At 41.7% G+C, this 20,796-nt stretch carries 11 protein-coding genes; all 11 read right to left on the bottom strand.

Annotation, left to right across the window (positions count from 1 at the left end; translation table 11 throughout):
• The 11 genes from ACQY4U_RS15865 to ACQY4U_RS15815 all read right to left on the bottom strand — a co-directional run bounded on the left by ACQY4U_RS15865 (window position 1) and on the right by ACQY4U_RS15815 (window position 20,494).
• Window positions 1–1,527, bottom strand: a complete 1,527-nt coding sequence (locus tag ACQY4U_RS15865) for a rhamnogalacturonidase (protein ID WP_428330422.1) — start codon at window positions 1,525–1,527, stop codon at window positions 1–3.
• Window positions 1,528–1,566: 39 nt separating this feature from the next.
• Window positions 1,567–3,321: an alpha-L-arabinofuranosidase gene (locus tag ACQY4U_RS15860; protein WP_428330421.1), complete on the bottom strand. Its 1,755-nt coding sequence runs from the start codon at window positions 3,319–3,321 to the stop codon at window positions 1,567–1,569.
• Window positions 3,318–4,526 (bottom strand): AGE family epimerase/isomerase, encoded by a 1,209-nt coding sequence (locus tag ACQY4U_RS15855; protein WP_428330420.1) that lies wholly within the window; start codon window positions 4,524–4,526, stop codon window positions 3,318–3,320. The genes ACQY4U_RS15860 and ACQY4U_RS15855 overlap by 4 nt, the downstream gene beginning before the upstream one ends.
• Before the next feature lie 109 nt (window positions 4,527–4,635).
• The gene (locus ACQY4U_RS15850; RefSeq protein WP_428330419.1) at window positions 4,636–5,817 is read right to left on the bottom strand and encodes a glycoside hydrolase family 130 protein; all 1,182 of its coding nucleotides are present in this window, start codon (window positions 5,815–5,817) and stop codon (window positions 4,636–4,638) included.
• A 7-nt stretch (window positions 5,818–5,824) separates the two neighbouring features.
• Complete coding sequence (locus ACQY4U_RS15845; protein ID WP_428330418.1) at window positions 5,825–7,657, bottom strand: sodium:solute symporter family protein; 1,833 nt, start codon at window positions 7,655–7,657, stop codon at window positions 5,825–5,827.
• A gap of 212 nt (window positions 7,658–7,869) precedes the next feature.
• Window positions 7,870–8,748 carry an AraC family transcriptional regulator gene (locus ACQY4U_RS15840; RefSeq protein WP_428330417.1) on the bottom strand — a complete coding sequence of 293 codons (879 nt, stop codon included), beginning with the start codon at window positions 8,746–8,748 and terminating at the stop codon, window positions 7,870–7,872.
• A 131-nt stretch (window positions 8,749–8,879) separates the two neighbouring features.
• The gene (locus ACQY4U_RS15835; RefSeq protein ID WP_428330416.1) at window positions 8,880–9,368 is read right to left on the bottom strand and encodes a hypothetical protein; all 489 of its coding nucleotides are present in this window, start codon (window positions 9,366–9,368) and stop codon (window positions 8,880–8,882) included.
• Between the two features lie 163 nt (window positions 9,369–9,531).
• On the bottom strand, window positions 9,532–10,788 hold the full coding sequence (locus ACQY4U_RS15830) for a hypothetical protein (RefSeq protein WP_428330415.1): 1,257 nt from the start codon (window positions 10,786–10,788) through the stop codon (window positions 9,532–9,534).
• A gap of 8 nt (window positions 10,789–10,796) precedes the next feature.
• Window positions 10,797–12,419: a RagB/SusD family nutrient uptake outer membrane protein gene (locus ACQY4U_RS15825; protein ID WP_428330414.1), complete on the bottom strand. Its 1,623-nt coding sequence runs from the start codon at window positions 12,417–12,419 to the stop codon at window positions 10,797–10,799.
• A gap of 19 nt (window positions 12,420–12,438) precedes the next feature.
• A complete protein-coding gene (locus ACQY4U_RS15820; RefSeq protein ID WP_428330413.1) occupies window positions 12,439–15,657 on the bottom strand; it encodes a SusC/RagA family TonB-linked outer membrane protein in 3,219 nt (1,072 codons plus the stop codon).
• Between the two features lie 649 nt (window positions 15,658–16,306).
• Window positions 16,307–20,494, bottom strand: coding sequence for a two-component regulator propeller domain-containing protein (locus tag ACQY4U_RS15815; protein ID WP_428330412.1), 4,188 nt, complete (start codon window positions 20,492–20,494; stop codon window positions 16,307–16,309).
• Window positions 20,495–20,796: the final 302 nt, after the last annotated feature.

Here is a 20,796-nt window from a genome sequence, read left to right as displayed (position 1 = left end):
CTAATTTTTCAACTTACCATCGGGCAGGTTCAAGGATTGGAACAGGGTAACATCTGCCATTCCTTTCAAGCTGACAGGTGCTACCCCATTTGATACCTGTGCTTTTACAAAATGCAGTTCAACAGCTTTTACCTCATCAAATATAAATGCAGAGCGCTGGTCATCATTCAATAAATTCAGCGCTACGTTATCTATCCTCAGTCCTTCCACATGTCTTGCAAAAAAGCCGTATGCAGGCAGCACGCCAAAGCTACCCGGTTCCGGATAGCCTTTTTCTAATTCCGGTACTTCACGCCTGGCCTGCTCGGCGGTGCCTGTTCCTTTATAATAAATTTTAATGTCTTTAAGGGCGATGTCTTTTATAGGATGCCCGGGAATGCCGCTAATTAAAACGCCCTGACCCGGCTCTACATTATACGCAACAACATTGCTGATGATAACCCTGCGCAATTCACCAACAGGCACATCTGCCGGGCCGCGCATACGGGAAGCCAGTCGTAAAAAGATAGGCGCATTTACAATATCGCGCATGGTTATATTGCTGATGGTTACATCCTCTAATAAACCACCATCCACTGTTTCGAGCGCAAGGCCGCGGCAATAATTAAATACGCAGTTTGATATGGTGATGTTCTTAAAGCCCCCGTTTGATTCTGTCCCTAATTTTATGCGCCCGGTTGGGCTGGTGCCGTATTCGCTGTTTTTAGTACGTTTATAGGTTCCGTCTAAAAAAGAGCCTTCATCAAAACCACTCACTTCACAATTGGTAATGGTCACATTTTCGGTTGCGCGGGCAAAGCCCAAACCAAAAGTACTTTTCAGGCAGATGCCATCGTCATAAGGCGAGTTTACGCTGCAGTTGGATACGTGTACGTTGCGGCAGCAGTCAATATCCATCCCATCGCGGTTGGTATCCAACTTTACATTATTAATAGTCAAGTTATCAACCCCCGTTGCTAAAATAGCGAACCAGCCGCCATGCAGTATAGATACATCACTGATATTTACATTGCGGCATAAATAAAGCGCAATAGCTTTATTACTGGTTTGTTTGCCTTTAACATAATCTTTATATAATCCTTTGCCCCAAATGGTTCCCTGGCCAAGTATAGATACATCATGCAGGTTATCGCCCCATATCAGGCTGTTGTGCCAATGGCTATGGCCCGAGTCCTGGTAGGATGTATTAACGCTCATTTCCTCCTCGTCGTACCCATTTGCGGCACTTACCGGGGCGGCAATAATGGTAGCCCCCTGGTCAATAAACAGGGAAATATTACTTTTCAGGTGAATAGATCCTGATAAATAATTACCTGCCGGAATATAAACCGTACCTCCGCCCGCCATTGCTACAGCATCAATGGCTTTATTGATGGCCTTGCTATCTAAATTAACACCATCACCAATGGCGCCATAATCTTTTATATTATAGCTGCCCGGATTATGGGTATTTATTGCTAAAGCCAACTTTGACGATACTATTAGTATCATCAGCAATAATTTGACGGTTTTACAGGTTGTTTTCATAACTGATCAAAATCAAATTTAACCATACTATAAACTAATTTACTTTTTATCGGCCACTAAAAAAACCACCCCGTATTTAGGCACCGAAAGTGTAATACCACCAGATATACCAGCGGTATTGGCAACAAGCGTAGCATAAGTATCCGGACCACCCGCAACACCGTTTGCCGGGCCTACCCCGTTAATGTAAACCTTGCGCGAAAATGGGGTGTTGTCCGTTCCGCCATTAAGCACATAAAAGTAGTATTTACTGCCTGCCGCAAAGTTTTTAAAGCTTACGTTAACCACATGATCGGTATTGCTTTTGTTTACCAAAACAACCCCGGCCTGGCCCGATGTAAATGAGGAGCCATAGCTCACAATATCATTACTGCCGCTAACGGTTGAGCTAACCATACGATCGCCAAAGTATTTTTGGAAAAAGTACATGTAGTAAAACGCGGGCCTTGCATTCCATTTGGCTACACCATCGGGCTCATCGCCAATATTAAACAGGCCCTGGTCATCACCATTGCCCCAACCGTTTGCCAGATCCCAGCGGCTGGCCATACTGAACTGATTTTTTAAAACCTCGCCTAATATCATCACGGCATGTACGCCTGCAATATTTGAAACATTTTGTTTTGAACCGATTGCCTGGATATTCCACTCATCCAACGCTACAGGTTTTTGGGTAACGCCTGCTGTTTGGGCCGAAGTTTTTACCCAGTTCATCATAGATGCGGTTTCGGTTGCCGTATTAGAGAAGATCACATCGGCAGTTGAATTTTGGGCATATGGCGTGTAATAATTGTGCACCACAAAAAAATCAGGGCTATTACCGGCTGCTGCTAAAACGGTTGCGTTCCAGTTTTTCACCCCTGCATTGTTGTTAACATCATTATCACCTGTTAATACAGCACCTATTTTTATATTGGTGTTACCAACTTCGGCTGCTGCTTTGCGCATCGAATCGGCAAAAACTTTAAAGTGTGTACCGTATACGGTACCTGTTAATATTGCAGGCTGCCCATCCTTATTTAAAGCCGGATCAATTCTGTACCCGGCTTCCCAGTTTCCGTAACATTCATTACCAACTTCCCAAAACTGCGTGCGACCTTTATCATAACGCACCCAGTTGGCAGCCAAATGTGCTGCAGTTTGATCAGGATGGGCACTTGTACCGTAGCGCGCATAGCCATAGTTAACAGTTATTAAACCGGTGCTGCTGGTTTGCTGCAATACGCTGTAATAATTATCTAAGGTTATTGAATTGCTTTTAGCATTGTTGCCATACCAGTAATAAGCGGCTGATGAAGCGCCGGTATTATCGAGCAAATTAGCCGGGGCATCAGCTGGTGGGCTGGCGATTGTGCCATTACCATTCCAGAAATAAACATCAGACAAGCTACCACCCGGCGCCCTCAGTATATTGGGCGAAAGGCTGGTTAAATTACTCATTAGAGCGGGCTCGGTTACAAACTGCCCCATGTACGGGTTGGTATTATTACCAAACAGGTATTTTGATACTTTGGTAGTTATCTGGCTCAGATCAACACTTACATTAACGCCGCCGCTTGCCGATGGCTTGGTAGCATCCTGCGTGCTGGGTGCGGTAAATGTTTTAGCGGCCCAGTTATCTAAAAAAAAGCCCTGCGTACTGGCAACAGCCGGGTCTGTACCAACCACTATGGTTCCATTATCGGTAGTGCCGCCAGCACCACCCGGGGTATTGGTTGATGAATCTTTTTTGCACGATTGCAATACCGCGCCTGCAAGCATAATTGCAGTGATTGTTATTTTAATATTTTTCATAATTTGGTTATTCGTTTAATAATCTCCATACAAGCCCGGCTATTGTGGTACGGACATTTCCATAGCCCAGCCTTATCCTGATTTTCCATTAAGCCGCCATCACCTTCAATCCCCCAAAACCATTCGCCTTTGGTTTTATCCAATATTTTATGTTTTACAAAGTCCCAGTTTTTAATGGCAATATCCAGGTATTTTTCATCGCCGGCTATTTGCCAGGTATTAAAAAAACCTACCATCGCTTCGGCCTGTACCCACCAGTGTTTTTCTTTTATCAGGTGATCCTCGGCTGGTTCATATTCGTACCATAAGCCGCCATCAGTATCCAAACCCTTTATGGTAGCATTTGCTATGGGGATACTTATTTGCTTTATCTTTTCAATCATATAGGCATCGCCTATTGCTTCGGCAGCTTCCAGCAAAAGCCAGGTAGCTTCAATATCGTGCCCGTAGGAGATCAGATCTGATTTGCTTTTCCAGTCCTCGTCAAAAAATAAGGAGAGATGATTGGTTTGCTGATCTATAAAATGATCAAAGAAGTTATTGAGCAGGGTTTCGATCTGCTGCTTTAAACCTTGATCGGGCCAGATGCGGAACAAGTTGATATAACCTTCTAAAACATGCAGGTGCGTGTTCATGGTCTTTTTCTCGTTGGCATCCTTTGCGCTCAGGCGCAAATCATCTATAGGCTGCCAGTTTTTTGTAAAGGCTTCAAAATAACCCGTCTTTACATGGTCGTAGGATTTTTCAACCAATAGGCGATAAAGATCAACCGCCTTTTGCTTGGCCGCCATTATACCCGAGGCGCTGTAAAATTCACTTAAAGCATAAATGGTGAAGGCTATAGCATAAACCTGTTTCTTAGTATCTAAAGCATTTCCCTTGTAATCAACAGACCAGTAAACGCCGCCTTGTTCAGCATCAATAAAATGCGCATTAATATATTCATAGGCCCTGGTAGCCACATTTAAATAATTTTCATCCCCCGTATGATTATAAGCTGCCGCAAAACTCCACAGGATACGAGCGTTGAGCACCGATCCTTTTGGCGCATTGGCAGTAGCCTGGTTATCATTATCTATTTTACCATAAAAGCCACTGTTAACCTCGTCGGGCGTAATATCGGCCCAAAACCGCATGATGTTGTTTAGTTCATCACTCAGTTCCGTTTTTAAAATATCGAGTTTGGTGCTGGTATCTGTAAGCATTATGGTATGATACTTTTTTATGATTTTATAATGTCATTTTAACAGTTTTAGCATTCAGGTTTAGTGCGCTACGCCCATTTAAAAAGGAGCATAAAACTCAAACTAAAAGCTATGATTTTAACAGTGCTTTGTTACTGTCAATTATTTGATAAATAGAATTGACCGATAAAGCTGAACGCAAGCCATCAGCCGGGGTATTGATCACATAATCAACCAATTTATCTACAGTGCTGGTAGCCACATGCATCCGGGTATCGGAGGATGCATAGTAGATGTAAACATCACCGTTATCATCTTTTATCCAGCCATTGCAAAACACCACGTTTGATACATCTCCTACCCTTTCTTCACCTTCGGGCGCTAAGAAATAGCCTGCCGGTTTATGTGTTACTTTAGTCAGATCGTGCAGATCTGTCATAAACATATATAACACATAACGCAAACCTGCAGCCGTATTACGTACGCCATGTGCCAGGTGCAGCCAGCCCTTATCTGTTTTTATGGGTGCCGGGCCTTGTCCGTTCTTGGCCTCATAAACGGTATGGTAATTTTTATTGTCGATAATGGTTTCGTGGTCAACAGTGGCATTTTCCATTGTTTCGGTTAAGCCGAAACCTATGCCGCCACCTTTACCTGCACTGATAAACCCATCCTGCGGGCGTGTGTACAGGGCGTATTTACCCTCAACAAATTCAGGATGCAATACAACGTTACGCTGCTGCGGAGAATTGGTTATCAAATCGGGCAGGCGTTCCCACTTAATCAGATCCTTAGTGCGGGCAATACCGCAAGCTGCAACCGCCATCGACTGATCATGTGCCGGGGCTTCGGGGTCACGTCTTTCGGTACAAAACAAACCATAGATCCAGCCGTCTTCATGGGCTGTTAAACGCATATCATACACGTTGGTATCAGGCTCAGCAGTTTGCGGCAGTTCAACGGGGTATTCCCAAAAGGTAAAATTGCTTATGCCGTCAGGGCTTTCGGCAACTGCAAAAAATGATTTGCGGTCGGCCCCTTCTACCCTGGCTACCATTAAGTATTTACCGTTAAACTTTATAGCGCCGGCATTAAAGGCAGCATTAATACCGAAACGCTCCATCAGGTAGGGGTTGGTTTCGGGGTTAAGGTCATACCGCCAGTTAAGCGGTGCATGTGCAGCGGTAAGCACCGGGTTTGTATACCGGTCAAAAATGCCGTTACCAATCCCCGCTATTTCATTTGGTTTAGCTATTAATTCATTAAAGGCCGTTTCTAACTGGCTCAAACGCTTTTTAAATTGCTGTATCATTGTATAATTAATAGTCTTTTAATTTATTCCACCACGTTTTTTTCAGTATAAAAATAATTACGGCTAGTATGGCAATGGTTACCAGTAAAGGCAGCTTTTGCATCAGTATTAAATACATGGGCAAAATAGTTAGGCATAGCTGGGCTATGGTGCCAATTACCACGTTGAACATATTTAACTTAAAGTTTTTATTGGGTACAAAAGCCGGATCATCGGCCATTACCAGCTTTTTAACGGGCTCCCAAAAACCCCAGGGGCGTACATTTGTATAAAAGGCGCGCAAAACGGCAATGTCTGTCGGCGGCGAGGCATAAGACCCAATAATTGAACCCGCCATCGATACAAAAAATAATACCGGGAACCAGTACAGGATATGCCCTGCATCCACATTCCAGGCCAGTACCATAGCGGTAATAATTCCTGTTAACATCCCCCAAAAAAAGCCATTGGCATTAAAGCGCCACCAATGCCATTTCAATACATTGGATGCTATATAACCACCATACAAGGCGGATACGATGAACTGCAATACCTCGTTAATGTTTTTCACAAAAAAGCCCAACACCACACCTATAGCCACCACGATGATGCCCACCAAATAATTCATGTTGATGATTTTTTTGGTAGATGCCTCAGGGTCAACATATTTTACATAAATATCATTCACTATATAAGCCTGTGCTGCATTCAGCGTACCGCTAAACGTGCTCATGAAAGCGCCCAGCAAACCGGCAAGCAATAAGCCTACTAAGCCAACAGGTAAAAAGTTATTGATAACGGCAGGCAGTATCCTTTCAAAATCAACAACGCCATTGGCATCCTTCAAATTCATTTGATGATAATACAGCAAACCCAATATGGTTAGGCTGATGATAAGCGCGTACCTTACAGGCAGCAAAATGATATTTACAAAACCACTCATTTTACTGGCCTCCTCGGGCGAGCGGGTTGATAAGATCTTTTGCATATCGTAATTCGGCGCCGGGCCGGCCAGGGCCGCGAAGAACCCCTTGAAGGTCATCATCATAAAAAACAGACCGAACAGTGAGTAGCCGTCGTCCTTTATTTTTTGGTTGACCTCGTTAATAATACCCGACCAGCTCATATTTAAATGCGTACCGAAAAATGGGCTATACCAGCCTACCGGCACATTGATATGGTTGCCCTGCAACTTCATGGCTGTTATGATCGCTATCCAGATACAGGCTACCGACATAATACCATACTTGATCATATCGCCAAGTACAATACTGTGCATACCGCCTATAATAGAATAAAACATGGCGAAGAGTGTAAATACAAAGCCGTATAACTCGGGTACGTACCGGGGGGCAACATTAAAAGGAACGTAGGCTTTCACCAGGTCCCAGGGTACAAAGATCTCTATAAACTTACCCAGGCCTATAAAGCCGTAGGCCAAAAAGCCAAAGCAGCTGAGCAGTGCAAAGGCGACAACAACTTTGTGCGAATTATTAACGCCCGGCCCTGTTTTGCCAAACCGGGTTGCCAGCCATTCGGCACCGGTTGATGCATTGGAGCGGCGCAACCAGCGCGACAGGTACATCATTAAAAACACCTGGTTAAATACCGGCCACAGCCAGGGGATCCAGATGCTTTTCATGCCGTAAACAAAACAAAGGCTCACCATCCACATGGTTCCGCTGATGTCGAACATATCAGAGGCATCACTTAAACCCAGCTTATACCAGGGCAGCGACCTGCCGCCCAGCATATAACTCTCCTTATTTTCTTTAGCCTTTTTACGATACCATAAGCCTATAAGTACAGTGCTTAACAGGTATAGCGTAATAATGACAATATCAATAAGGTGAAGCTTCATTTGTTTAAATTGGTTAATTGCCGGGATTCAAAACTTGCAAAGGACGCAAATCTGAACACCTGTTAATTTGAAAATTGCTGATCAAATTACCTCATAATTGGTATTGCCGAAAGTAGATTTATTAACAACAAAAATATAATACTTTTTTAACCTTAAATTCCCTCTAGTTATTCTGTTTAACTATTTTAACCATAACGAAGCCTATCTGATCATTAAATAAAGACCCGGTTACCAGTATAGGTTTCCCTGAACTCTTTAGGGATGCAAAGCTTTTTACGCTTAAAGATGCGGTTGAAATTGGAGATATTATTGAACCCGCATTTGTAAGCAATCTCGGCCACGGTAGTGGTCGAATCAATCAGCATCCTGGAGGCATGGCCAAGCCTTATTTCGTTCAGGCTATCAATAAAGGTTTTGCCGGTACGCTTTTTTATAAAGCGACTAAAAGATGCTTCGGGCATGTTTGCTATCCGCGATACTTCGGCCAGGGTTACCTGCTTGTTGTAATTGGTGTTCATATGTTCAAACACCTTCTCAATGCGGCGACTGTTGTAATAAAATTTTTCGTTGGTAAAGCTCGGATCTGATAACGTCTTCATATTGCGGGATATAGAGAGATCATGCAGGATTGACAGTAACTCCAAAACCGAATCAAAACCATTTTTTTTATCAAGCGCCAATAGCCTGTCTTTCAACGCCACTATGGTTTCTGGAGCAAAAGTTATTCCGCGTTGTGACCGTTCCAGCATGCTTTTTAAAAAACTCAGCTGGTTTCTTTTCAAAAAACGCTCATCAAAAAGATCCTTATGAAACTGGATGGTAACCTCGGTAATAGCCTCGCTTTGGCATTGGTTTGTAAACCAGGCATGATAAAGGTTTGGCCCTACCAGCGCCAGTTCCAGTTCATCAATTACTTCAATATGCCCGCCTACCACACGTTTTGCGCCCTTAGCGTTCAATATCAGGTTAAGTTCATACTCATCATGATAATGAAGCGGGAAGTCAAATTTCTTTTTAACCCTCGAAAAAATGGTAAAGCAATCGCTTGGTGTCAGCGGGGTAATTTCACGCATTACATTGCTTGTCATCATAAATAATTTTAGTGTACAAAAAAATTCAATATACTAATACGAATTTAACAATAAAGTTGATAAATTATTGATTTATTGAACATAGCATCATGATTTACACGGTTATTGCTCCCATCTATAACCAGCCCTGCTTAATCAATAACCTTTGCGGCAACATCGTCTATAATCAATGTACCTGCAGCATTGCCCATCGCAATTAAAATTTTAAAGCTCATGGCATTATCGGGCATTTTAATTTTTGCCTGTTCCAGCTTCCATGCCTGGTCGCCGGTGATCCGGGCAATGTTTAAACCTGATCCTAACTCTTTTTCCTGGCTATCTAAAAAAACCACGGTAAATATGGCGCCATCCCAATCGTTTTTGCCCTTAACTACATTTATAGCTTTTAACCAGGCGCTAAATTCAATATCGTGAGCCTTTTTAGGTATTCGAATGGTTTGATCTATCCCTACCCAGTTATCGGTATTGGCCGTTACTATGGCGCAGCTGTTTTTACCGCTTTTTAAATCCCAGGGTGTTAGCCTTGCACCATTGTTGTTCCATCCATATAAGTCATCTTCAAAACCGCCGTTGGTAACCAGGTTTTTTTGTGCCGATGCATTGCTCAACAGCAAAGACATGCTTATACATATTATCAGGATATAACTTTTCACTGTTTAAGCTTTAAGCAGAATTTAAAAAAAGCCACCTGCAGTTTATCAAAGTGTGTAACTGCAGATGGCTTATAAATTAATCAACTATTATAACTCTCATATTATAATTTATGTGAATGCATTATGCTTGTTATTTTACAAATGCCATTTCATCAAAATAGATGGCCTCGTCCACATCGCCGCTTTGGCCTTGCAGGAAGAAACCTAACTGCTGTGCAGGTGTGCCATTGGCCCAAAAGTTAAGCAGGTTTGGATTTGTTGATGATGGTGCACCCAACGGGATTTTATAAAATGTCCAAACCTTTGCAGGTACAGATATTAACTGCGCAGCATAGGCATTTGCATTTTGAACCTGCCCATAGCCGCCAACCATTTGGTCGCCAACTAAAACAAGGGTATGGTTAACGGTACCACCCTTTACCCAAAAAGTAAAGTATTTATAATCGGCATTGTAGGCAAACTTGCCCGGGGTATTCCAATCGGCCATACCTTCAACCTGCCATCCTCCGGCAGGATAAAATGCCTCGATGGATGAAGTACCTGAATGCGAGGTAGTGGTTGAAATACCTGATGGGTGTGCCCATGAGTTATCAAACCAGCCATTTTCGTAATTATTATTAACAAAAATCTGGTAGCTGTTATCAAGGTCAATAAACTCCTGTGTTGAGGTTGCTGTACCTGATGCATAAGTAAATACCAGGTTTGCCCTGCTTATAGCAGCCGTAGGCATTTTTATTACCATCTGCGTATCAACCTGGCTTACAATAGTAGCGGTTGCAGTACTGCCTTTTAAGCCAACTGAAGTTACTGTAGCAAAGCTTACACCCGACAGGGTGATTTGCGAACCTGCAGTAAAGGAATAGTCAGACACCTTTGATATGGTTGGCGGCGGTGTTAGCACCGTAAAATTAAATGATGCGGAACCATGCAAGGTAGTTACTACCAATTTGTTTGATACGCTTGCACCTGTTGGTATATTTTGAGGAATGCTGACAATGATGGTATTATCAGAAACCAATGCCGGGTTAAAATAAGCCGATACACCATTAAATGATACCCCTGTTACACTACCTAAATTTTTACCTTTAATTACATACTGGTTTTGCTTTTTACCCTCGGTTGTAGTTGAATCAAAAGGGATAACTGAATTGTGCGTTTTGTTGCTGTCAATTACCGTGGTAGCAACGCCATTAGCATCATAAGTGGTAACGGTGGTTACCAGTGTATCTGTTTTTGATTTGCCTGCTGTTGCTACTGATGTAATTACAGGAGCGCCTGTGCCGCCAACAAGGTTGCTGTGCTCCTTTTTACAGGCAGCGAAACCGAATACTATCAATGCCGATAGTACGCAGTAAAGTTTTTTTGATTTTAAAATTTCCTTTTTCATATCTATGATTATTTGAATACGTATGGAACAGGTGCTTTTGTTAAGTTAGGATCTGCTGCAACTTCTGTAGCCGGCACCGGGAACAAAAAGTCCAGATCGGTTGGGGTATAAGTAGCGTCGTGGTAACGCACCGGCGGGTTATCTGTACTTGAATCGCCCCTATCCTGCTTGCTGATGATTGAAATAGCTACCGGGTGAACGGCTGAGTTGAAACCATCAAGGCGGCAAAGGTCATACCAGTAATCGCCTTCAATGGCAAACTCCAAACGGCGTTCCTTGATAATATCCCTGAAAGAGATTTTTGTTAATTGCTGTACGCCGGCCCTTTGTCTAACCAGGTTAAAGTATTTTAAAGCAGTTGCATCTGTGGTGGTAGCGCCGGTGTCAAGCCCATGCCCTACGCCCGGGTTAGCCGACTGGCCCAATATTGCTTCGGCATCAATCAGGTAAACATCAGATAAACGCATGATGTAGGTATTCATCCCGGTAGACTGGAACGCACTGGCCCCGTTATTATCAGCCGGAGATCCTACAACGTATTTCTTGATCTGTGCATGCGTACCCTGTGAACTTGCATTTGCAGGTAAGGTGTAACCACCTTCGGCCTGGTCAAGGTATGAATAATAATCACCAGGCAGCATAATGGTACCTTTTCTGCGTAAATCTCCAGGATTAGCGGCATAAGCGTCAATCAAATCAAAGCTTGGTGCCAATACACCGTAACCATCACCTGTTTGTGTAATAGCACTGCTGTAGGCAAATGATGCCTGTACACCGTTACCAAAACCGTAACCGGCATTGGCCAGCCACTGCAGTGCAATGATTGATTCTTTGTTGTTATTGTTTGCTATTTTAAACAGATCCTCAAAGGTTTTACCTGCAATATCAACTCCAAATAAACCAAACTCACCACTGTTTATTACTTTTTCGGCTTCTAAATGTGCGTTAGCATAATCCTGGCTATAAAGGTATACCTTAGCTAATAAAGCTGATGCCGAACCACTTGATACGTGGCCTGTACCTGCAACATTAGGTGTACAATTAGCTTCGGCAAATTTTAAATCCCTGATGATAAATTTATAAACATCAGCTACCGGGTTGGTATTCACATTTTGAAAGTTACTTACCTCGGTTAAAGGATTTTCAACCAATGGTACGTTTCCAAATATCCTTACTAAATAAAAGTAAGCTAATCCGCGCATCAGCCTGGCTTCGCCTAAGGCATTGTTTACCACATTAGCTGGTACCGAGGCAGGTACGTTTGCCGGCAAATTATTTATCAGCGCGTTTGCCTGTGCAACAACTGTAAATAAAGAGTTCCAGGCGGCGCTTATTTCAAAGTTTCCGTTTGATACAGAGAAGTTTCCAAAAGCAATTACATCTGATGATCCGGTACGGCCATTCCCGCTGGCCAGCTCACTTATTGACCAGCCAACTTTTGTATTAAAACCAAACCAGGGTGCTGCATACAATGCATTTGTACTCGCTTGTACCTGCGCCGTTGTTTGATAGTAGCTACCTACGGTAGTCTGACTTTCGGGCGGGCGGTTAAAAAAATCTTTTTTACAACCAGTAGCTACTACACTTGCTACCGCTGCCATACTTATAATATATTTTATATGTTTTTTCATGTTAATTTCCTTTTAAAAGTTAAAACTCAGCGTTAACTCCAAATATGATAGTACGTGGAATAGGGTAACGGCCATTATCTATATTCTGTAATATAGGGCTCTGGTTTAATGATCCTATTTCGGGGTCTAAACCTGTGTATTTAGTAAATACATACAAGTTTTGGCCGCTTACGTATACTTTTAGATGGCTAAGCTTTGCATAACGTGCCCAGCGGGTTGGTAAATTATAGCCTAATCTTACATTCTGAATACGCAGGAATGATGCGCTTTCTAAAAAACGATCAGACATTACCAGGTTGTTATTGGCAATACCAGCCCTTGGTGCCGGGATGTTTGAATTTGGATTGCTCGGTGTCCAGAAATTTGCTGAAGCAGCAGTTTGATTTTGGTATAAACTTGATAAACCTTCGGTTTCGTAACGTAAAGCATTTAATATTTTACCACCGTACGATCCGTTAAGGAAAATAGAAAGATCAAAATCCTTGTACGAGAAGTTGTTGGTGATGCTGTAAGTAAAATCAGGATTTGGATTACCCAACGCTACCTGATCCTTTGCATCAACTTTACCATCGTGGTTAGTATCCTGGTATTGTAAATCGCCTAACCAGATAGAGTTTGCTACCGTACGGTCGTTAGTTACAACGGCCGGAGATGTACCGCCTGTTACATTTTGAGGATGGGTTGACAGGTAGGCTAACTGTGCCGAGGTTTTAATTACACCCTGTACTTTGTAACCATAAAACTCACCAATTGGACCACCAACTACTGTATTGGTAACCGGCAGGCTGATATAGCTGCTGTTTTCGCTGCCGATCAATGATGGATAACCATTTAATGACAATACCTTATTGGTATAACGCGAGAAGATTAAAGTGGTACTCCATTTAAAATCCTTTGATTGAATGTTTCTGCTGTTGATGGTGAACTCAAAACCTTTGTTCTGGATCTCGCCAGCATTTTTATAAGGTGGCTGTAAAACCGCAGCACCAGAGTATTCAGCAGTACCACCCACCAAATAAGCAGGTAACGGCTGCTGGAAAAGGAAGTTCTTTGAAGTTTTTTCGTACACATCAAATGAACCATCAATGCGGTTATTAATAATACTGAAATCAATACCCGCATTTTTTTGAATGGCGGTTTCCCAGGTAAGGTTAGGGTTGGCAATGTTACCAACAATAAATCCTGTTCCAAAACCTGTACTTACCGGTGTAATTGCAGAGCCATAACGGTAGCCCGGTATGTTTGAGTTACCTGTTGTACCGTATCCTACCCTTACCTTTAAGTTATCGGCAAAGCTTTTTATACCGGCCATAAATGGCTCGTCAGATAATCTCCATGATACAGCAACCCCAGGAAAGTAGCCTGTTTGATGCCCGGGAGCAAAGTTTGAAGACCTATCGCTACGGATAGAAGCCGTCATGCTGTACTTATTGTTATAGGTATAAATAGCACGGCCTATCCATGATTCCATTACGGTTGAGCCTTTGGTTTCGCCAATCAAATCTGATGATTGCGTACCTAAACCCAATGTTTGTAAGGTGTTACCGGCAGTAAAGCCAGATATTGCAGCCGAAATACCATCGTAGTTTGATTCCCAAACCTCATGACCAGCCAATACGGTTAAATCATGTTTGTGATTAAAGGTGTGCGTGTAGTTTAAAAACTCTTTCCAGTCGTAATAAGTATCATCAGTATTGTACTCATTTAAACGTGCTGTTGCATTGGTAAATGCAGTGCCCGAACCTGTAGAACCATAAGCGTAAGTTGGCTGGAAAGTTTTTGCTTTGGTCCAGTCAAAGTTTCCGTTCACTTCTGATCTTAAGCTCAAATCCTTAAAAAATCTAAGGTCGTTATAAACACTACCCTGCACATTGTTACGTAACAATGTATTGGTAAGGCTTAAAGCCTGCTGAACCGGGTTAACCTGTCCCTGTACTAAACCACCGGGTGTAACAGACGGGCCTGCAAAGGTACCATCAGCATTATATACCGGGCTATCAGGCGCACTTAACAAGGCGTAATAAACTATACCGCCATTTTCGCCTAAGCCAACATTTTGATTACTACGGCTGGCAGATAAGGTAGCACCTAATTTAAACCAATCCTTAACCTGCGCATTAACAGTTGAGCGGAATGAGTAACGGTCAAAATTACTGCCGATGATGGTACCATCCTGTTTAAAGTAACCACCGGATACGTAATAGTCAACGCCTTCTTTTCCACCAGAGATAGAAAGGGTGTGGCTTTGCTCAGGCGCATTCCTGAAAATCGCTTTTTGCCAGTTGGTACCCGGGCCTAATAAGCTTGGGTCAGCAAATTCGCTTCTCCTGGTTGTTCCAAAAGCATCAGCCAATACGTTTTCAAGATTTGCATATTGTTGCAAATCCATCATTTTAATTAGTTTGCCTTGTTGCTGGTTACCGTAAAATGCATCGTAATTGATCCTGGCACTACCGTTTTTACCCTTCTTAGTAGTAATGATAATAACACCATTGGCACCACGGCTACCATAAATAGCAGTGGCTGATGCATCCTTTAACACATCTATTGATTCAATATCATTAGGGTTGATAAGTGAAAGCGGACTTACGCCTGTTTCTTCCTGACCACCACCTGTGCGCGTTAACTGTACCGACTGGCCGCTTGTACCTGAATTTCCGGCATCGCCCTGTACAGGCACACCGTCAATTACATATAAGGGCTCGCTTTGTGTAAATGATGTAATACCCCTTATGTGTACCGAAGTTGCACTACCAGGCCCACCTGAGTTTTGCGTAATGGTTACACCCGAAGCTTTACCCTGCAGCATCTGATCAACACTTGGTTGTGGTATGTTGGCCAGATCTTTTGATGTTACTGAAGATATTGCACCGTTAACATCGCCACGTTTTTGCGTACCGTAACCGATTACTACCACATCAGACAATGCTGTTGATGATAATTTAAGCGAAACATTGATTGTTGTTTTAGTGCCGATCAAAACTTCCTGCCTTTCCATCCCGATGAATGTAAAAACAAGCGCTTTCCCGGTTGCGGGTACCGTAATGCTGTAGATACCGTTTAAGTCGGTAATGGCATTTAATTTAGTATCCTTAACAGTAACTGTAACACCCGGAAGTGTGACACCTTTGTCGTCAGTTACTGTACCTTTGATTACTGTCCCCTGGTTTTGCGCCATAACCCTGGCACACATTAACAAGGATAAAAACAGCAATGCTATTCGTAGAATTTTTCCCATAATGATTTGTTAATTGATGTTGTTTATTTAGATATTGGTTGTGCTTATTAATTGGTATAAAGGCCTTTTCAAGTGCAAAACAAATCACAGCATTAAACTATAGCAGGCAAATTGAGCCTATACAGTTAGCCAAACAAACATTTAAATGTTGCAGGCATCTTCCACTAAAATTTGTAAACGAATTACTTAGGTTTAATTTTCAGCGCGCTGATATATGTTCAGCTGCTGAATATTCATTATACTGATGGTAAAATTATATGGGAATTAATCCCTCGTTGTGGATAAATGGGGGCACAAATGTCAACCTGATTTAAAATACTGATTATCATATAATTAAATAAAAATATTATTAAAAAAAGCACTTTAATACAGCAAAATATTGACAAATGAGTCCCTATCAACCTTATAAATACTTTTTAAAGTGCGAATATAGTACTACAAATGCGGGGTAGCTTGTGGCAATATTTACTTAATACAAGATGTAGGGTATATTCCTGTTAGTACTGGAGCAGTTAATTAGCCTGACAAGAAAATACGGTTATAAGACACAGATGCTATGGTGCAGGCCTGCCTCTGATTTAATAGTCACGGAATATTATATTTAGGGGGATGTTACGATGGGTTGATTTTCGGTTAACAGGATAGCTTGCTATTCTTCTATTTCCTCGCCCATGCTTTCCAAATACTTTGAAGGGATGGTATTGTATTCGGATTTAAAGGTTTTAACAAAGTATTTCTGGCTCTTGAAACCTACTTTGTGGCATATCTGCGAAATGGTTAGATGGCCTGTTTCCAGCAACTGCGCAGCACGCTTAAGGCGCATGGAGCGCACCAACTCATTCGGTGTTTTACCCGTCATAGCCAGGATCTTTTTATAGAGTGTATAACGGCTTACAAAAACATCGCTGCTTAGTTCCTCTACCGAAAAATTGGGATTTGAGATATTATTATCTATCAGTAAAAGCACCTTTTTTATAAACAGTTCATCGGGCGAATCTACCTGCATTTCGGTAGGGCTTACATCAACCTGCTTTTGGTAGGTTTTACGCATATACTCCTGCTGGCTCAATATATTCTTGATCTTTGATTGCAGTATCTCAAAGTTAAACGGCTTGGTCATGTAATCAGTGGCCCCTATTTCAAGCCCTTTAAGCTGCTGATCCTCACCCATTAAAGCAGTAAGCAATATAACCGGGATATGCGAGGTGCGCTTATCATTCCTTATTTTCATACAAAGATCAATGCCGGTCATTTCGGGCATGCTTATATCACTCACAATTAGGTTAGGGTGCTGTGCCAGCGTTTTTTGCCATCCCTTTTTACCGTTCTCGGCTTCAATAATATTAAATGCCGACTTTAAATTGTCTTTAATGTAAAACCTGAAGTCCTCATTATCCTCAACTAATAAAACAGTAGGCTTTTTCCCATCCCGGTTATCTTTATGAACCCCGTTTTTTTGCGAAGTCGCTTCCGGTAAAAATGCTTCTGAATGTTCTAAAAGCATTGGGGTATCTGTAAATAAATTTTTATCCAGCTCCCTAACCGGCAGTAAAACGGTAAAACAGCTGCCTTGGTTAAATTCGCTTTCAACAAAAATTTCCCCATGATGCAGCTTAACAAACTCCTTAGTTATTGATAAACCTATCCCGCTGCCCTGATTAAGCATTGATCCCGGAATATCATTTTGAAAAAACGGGTCAAAGATCCGGTCTAATTTATCATTGGCTATGCCTATGCCTGTATCTATAACTCTTATCTCTAAATGCTGTCCGCTGTTTTCTTTTTTATCTATCAGGTTAAGTAAAACACTTACCTGCCCGCCCTCGTGGGTAAATTTATAGGCGTTTGATAACAGGTTAAATAAAATCCTTTCTATTTTATCGTGATCAAAGCTGGTATAAAATGACGCTATCTCCGTATCAAACACAAACTGAATGTTCTTTTGATCGGCAACATCAGTAAAGGCGTACGACAGATCTTTTATAAAACCAACAATATCCCCGTTGCGCTCATGCAGTTTTAATTCCTGGTATTCCATCTTCCTGAAATCAAGCAGTTGATTTACCAGGTTAAGCAAGCGCTTGGCATTCCTGTTTACCAGCAAAAGCTGGCGCTGTATCTCGGGCTCGCTGATCTGTTTAAGGATCTTATCAACCGGAGCCATAATCAGCGACAAAGGCGTCCTGAACTCGTGGCTCACATTGGTAAAGAACTTGATCTTCATTAAATCAAGCTCGTGCATGCGCTGTGCCTCTTCGCGCTCCTTTTCGATAGAGAATTGTGAGCGTAGTTTTTCAATTCCCCTTCGGCGTAAATAAAACAGCGAGGCTGCAAATACTAAAGCATACAATATGTAGGCCCAGGTAGTTTTCCAAAAGGGTGGTAGTATCCTGATATTAAGGGTTAGTTCTTTATCGTTCCATTTATCATTATTGGTTGCCCGCACCCTGAAAGTATAATCACCGGCATCTAAGTTGGTATAGGTTGCCTTCCTTATTTTATTATCGGCGTTTATCCAGTCGTTATCAAAACCATCCATCCGGTACTGGTACTTCACCTTATCAGGATTAAAGTAATTAAGCGCAGCAAATTCAATGGCAAACACATTGTCGTTATATTTCAAATCCAGTGTTTTAAGCCCGGTTATTGATTCGGACAGTATTACCCTGCCGTTCACCTTTTCGCCAACGTTAAGGCTTTGGTTAAACACCTGCAGATCAGTAAATACAAGGTTCGGACTATTTTTATTAATGAGAATATTTGAAGGTTTAAAAATATTAAAGCCATTACCGCCACCAAATAAAAGTTCACCCTCCCTGGTTTTAAATGATGAGTTTTCCGTAAACTCCCGACCCTGTAAGCCCTCGGTTTCGTTATAGTTCACAAAATGAAACTTAAGCTGATTTAATGAGCGGTCAACAATGATGTTTGATAAGCCGTTGGTGGTACTTACCCATATATTGTTTTTGTCGTACTGCTGCATGTCAATAACCGTATTATCGGGCAGGCCATCCAAGCGGGTTATATTGGTGAATTTTTGTGTTTTACCATCAAAAATACTGATTCCCTCGCGGGTGCTTATCCATATCAGGCCTTCGCTATCCTCTAAAATATTGTTTGTATTGTTATTGATCAGACTGTTCTTATTCTTTTCATCATGCACATAGTGCACAAACTGCCCCGTTTTTTTCATCAAAACATCAACCCCGTAAGCGGTTACTACCCATAGGTTTTGATGCCTGTCTTCGAGCATTTTACTTATATAACTGGAGTGTATGGCATTCTCGCGCGAGTTATAGGTGTAATGTGCAAAGGTTTGTGTTTTATCATCAAAAACATTAAACCCGGCCGATAATGTACCTACTAATAACTGATGACGGCTATTTTCGGTAATGGCGCAGATGCGGTCGTCGGATATGCTTCCGGGTAAGGCTTCATTGTGCTTATAGTGTTTAAAGGTGGTACCATCAAAACAATCCAATCCACCAAAATAAGTGCCTATCCATAGTTTTTGTGCATGATCAATATACATGCACACAATTACATTATTGGTAAGGCTGTTTGTATTGCCGGCATTGTGCAGGTAATTTTTAAATGTACCCTTGCTACGGTCATAATAAATAAGGCCGCCACCGTTAGTGCCTATCCAAATATTGCCCGTTTTATCTTCGGCAAAGCTGTTAATATCACTAAAGCTTAAACTTTTAGGGTTCGAAAGCGGATCAGACAAATGATGGGTAAAAAGCGGAAACTTGATAATACTCTCATGGTAATAACCAACGCCCTTTTTATAGGTACCTATCCATATAATACCGGTATTGTCCTTATACATTAGCGTAATGCTGTTTTGGCCAATGGTTTTGCTATCGTCCTCGCGGTTTAGCAGGTATTGAATTTTAAGGTCCTGCTTGTTCAATAAATTCACCCCGCCATGATCGGTAGCAATCCAGATCCTGCCCTTATCATCCTGTATCACGCTCGATACTACGTCGGTATTTAAATGGTACTGATCGTTCCCCTTATCAATATGCCTGAAAATTCCTTTTTCAACATTTACATAATAAACACCTGCCGAATAGGTCGGCACAAATGCCCAGATATCGTCCTGTTTATCAATATATATTTTGTACGATGTATTTAACCCCGCAGGCGTTTTATTAAACATCCGCGAGCGGTAAGTAACACGGTTGGTTTTGGCATCCATTCTTTCCAGCGTACCGCTTCGATAAACCAGCCATAAATTCCCCTTTGAATCATGTGCCAGGTCAGACACCGAATCGGAACTGATGGACGATGCATCCGTAGCCGAATGCATGATATGCGTTGTTATTTTTGTTTGGGAATTATATTTATAAATACCTTGTGTTAAATGCAGGAACCAGAAATTACCCGAGGCATCCTGCTTTAATGATACGATACGAAAATCGGGGATAGCGATGGATTGCAGGTATCCTTTAATATCATGGGTAAATTTCTCCGTAGCCGGGTCGTAAATATTAAAGCCATTTCGCGTTTCAACCCAAAGTTTATTATTGGGACCGGTGGTGATACTTACTATATAATCGTCATCAAGGCTGGTGCTATCACTGGTGGAGTGTTTAAACACTTTAAATTTATACCCATCGTACCTGTTTAGGCCCGATAGTGTACCAAACCACATAAATCCTTTGTTATCTTTTAATATGCTGGTTACATCATTATGTGATAAGCCGTTATTAATATCAAGGTGCGAGAATTGAAATTGATTGTTTTGCGCACGTAAAACCCCTCCCGATAGTATCAGCAACAGGCTCAACAGCAAAATTTTACATTTAATAGATGTAATTTTCAGGCGCATATCATTTTATTTGGATCAATAAACTTACGTTTGCACCAGCAAATATTTGGTGCATTAATTATTGACCGGCATTTAACTAACAGCATTAATATAGCCGCAAGCGTTAATTTAATACCTGGGGCATTTGCAAATAACGCAATGAGCTATATAGCTATTGTTGTTAAAGTGTTATTAATGAATTATTTGTTTATAGTTGATCGTTCATCAAAAGTAACTGCAATTAAGAAGTAAGAGATAATATTATTTTTACATTTCTTAATTTAAAATTAACCCTTGTTTATCACAAACTTGTCTAAATTACA

Origin of the sequence: Mucilaginibacter sp. (assembly GCF_965277465.1) — a bacterium.
Taxonomy (GTDB): domain Bacteria; phylum Bacteroidota; class Bacteroidia; order Sphingobacteriales; family Sphingobacteriaceae; genus Mucilaginibacter.
Note: the sequence above shows the minus strand (reverse complement) of the source record. Positions and strands in the feature narration are given on the sequence as shown.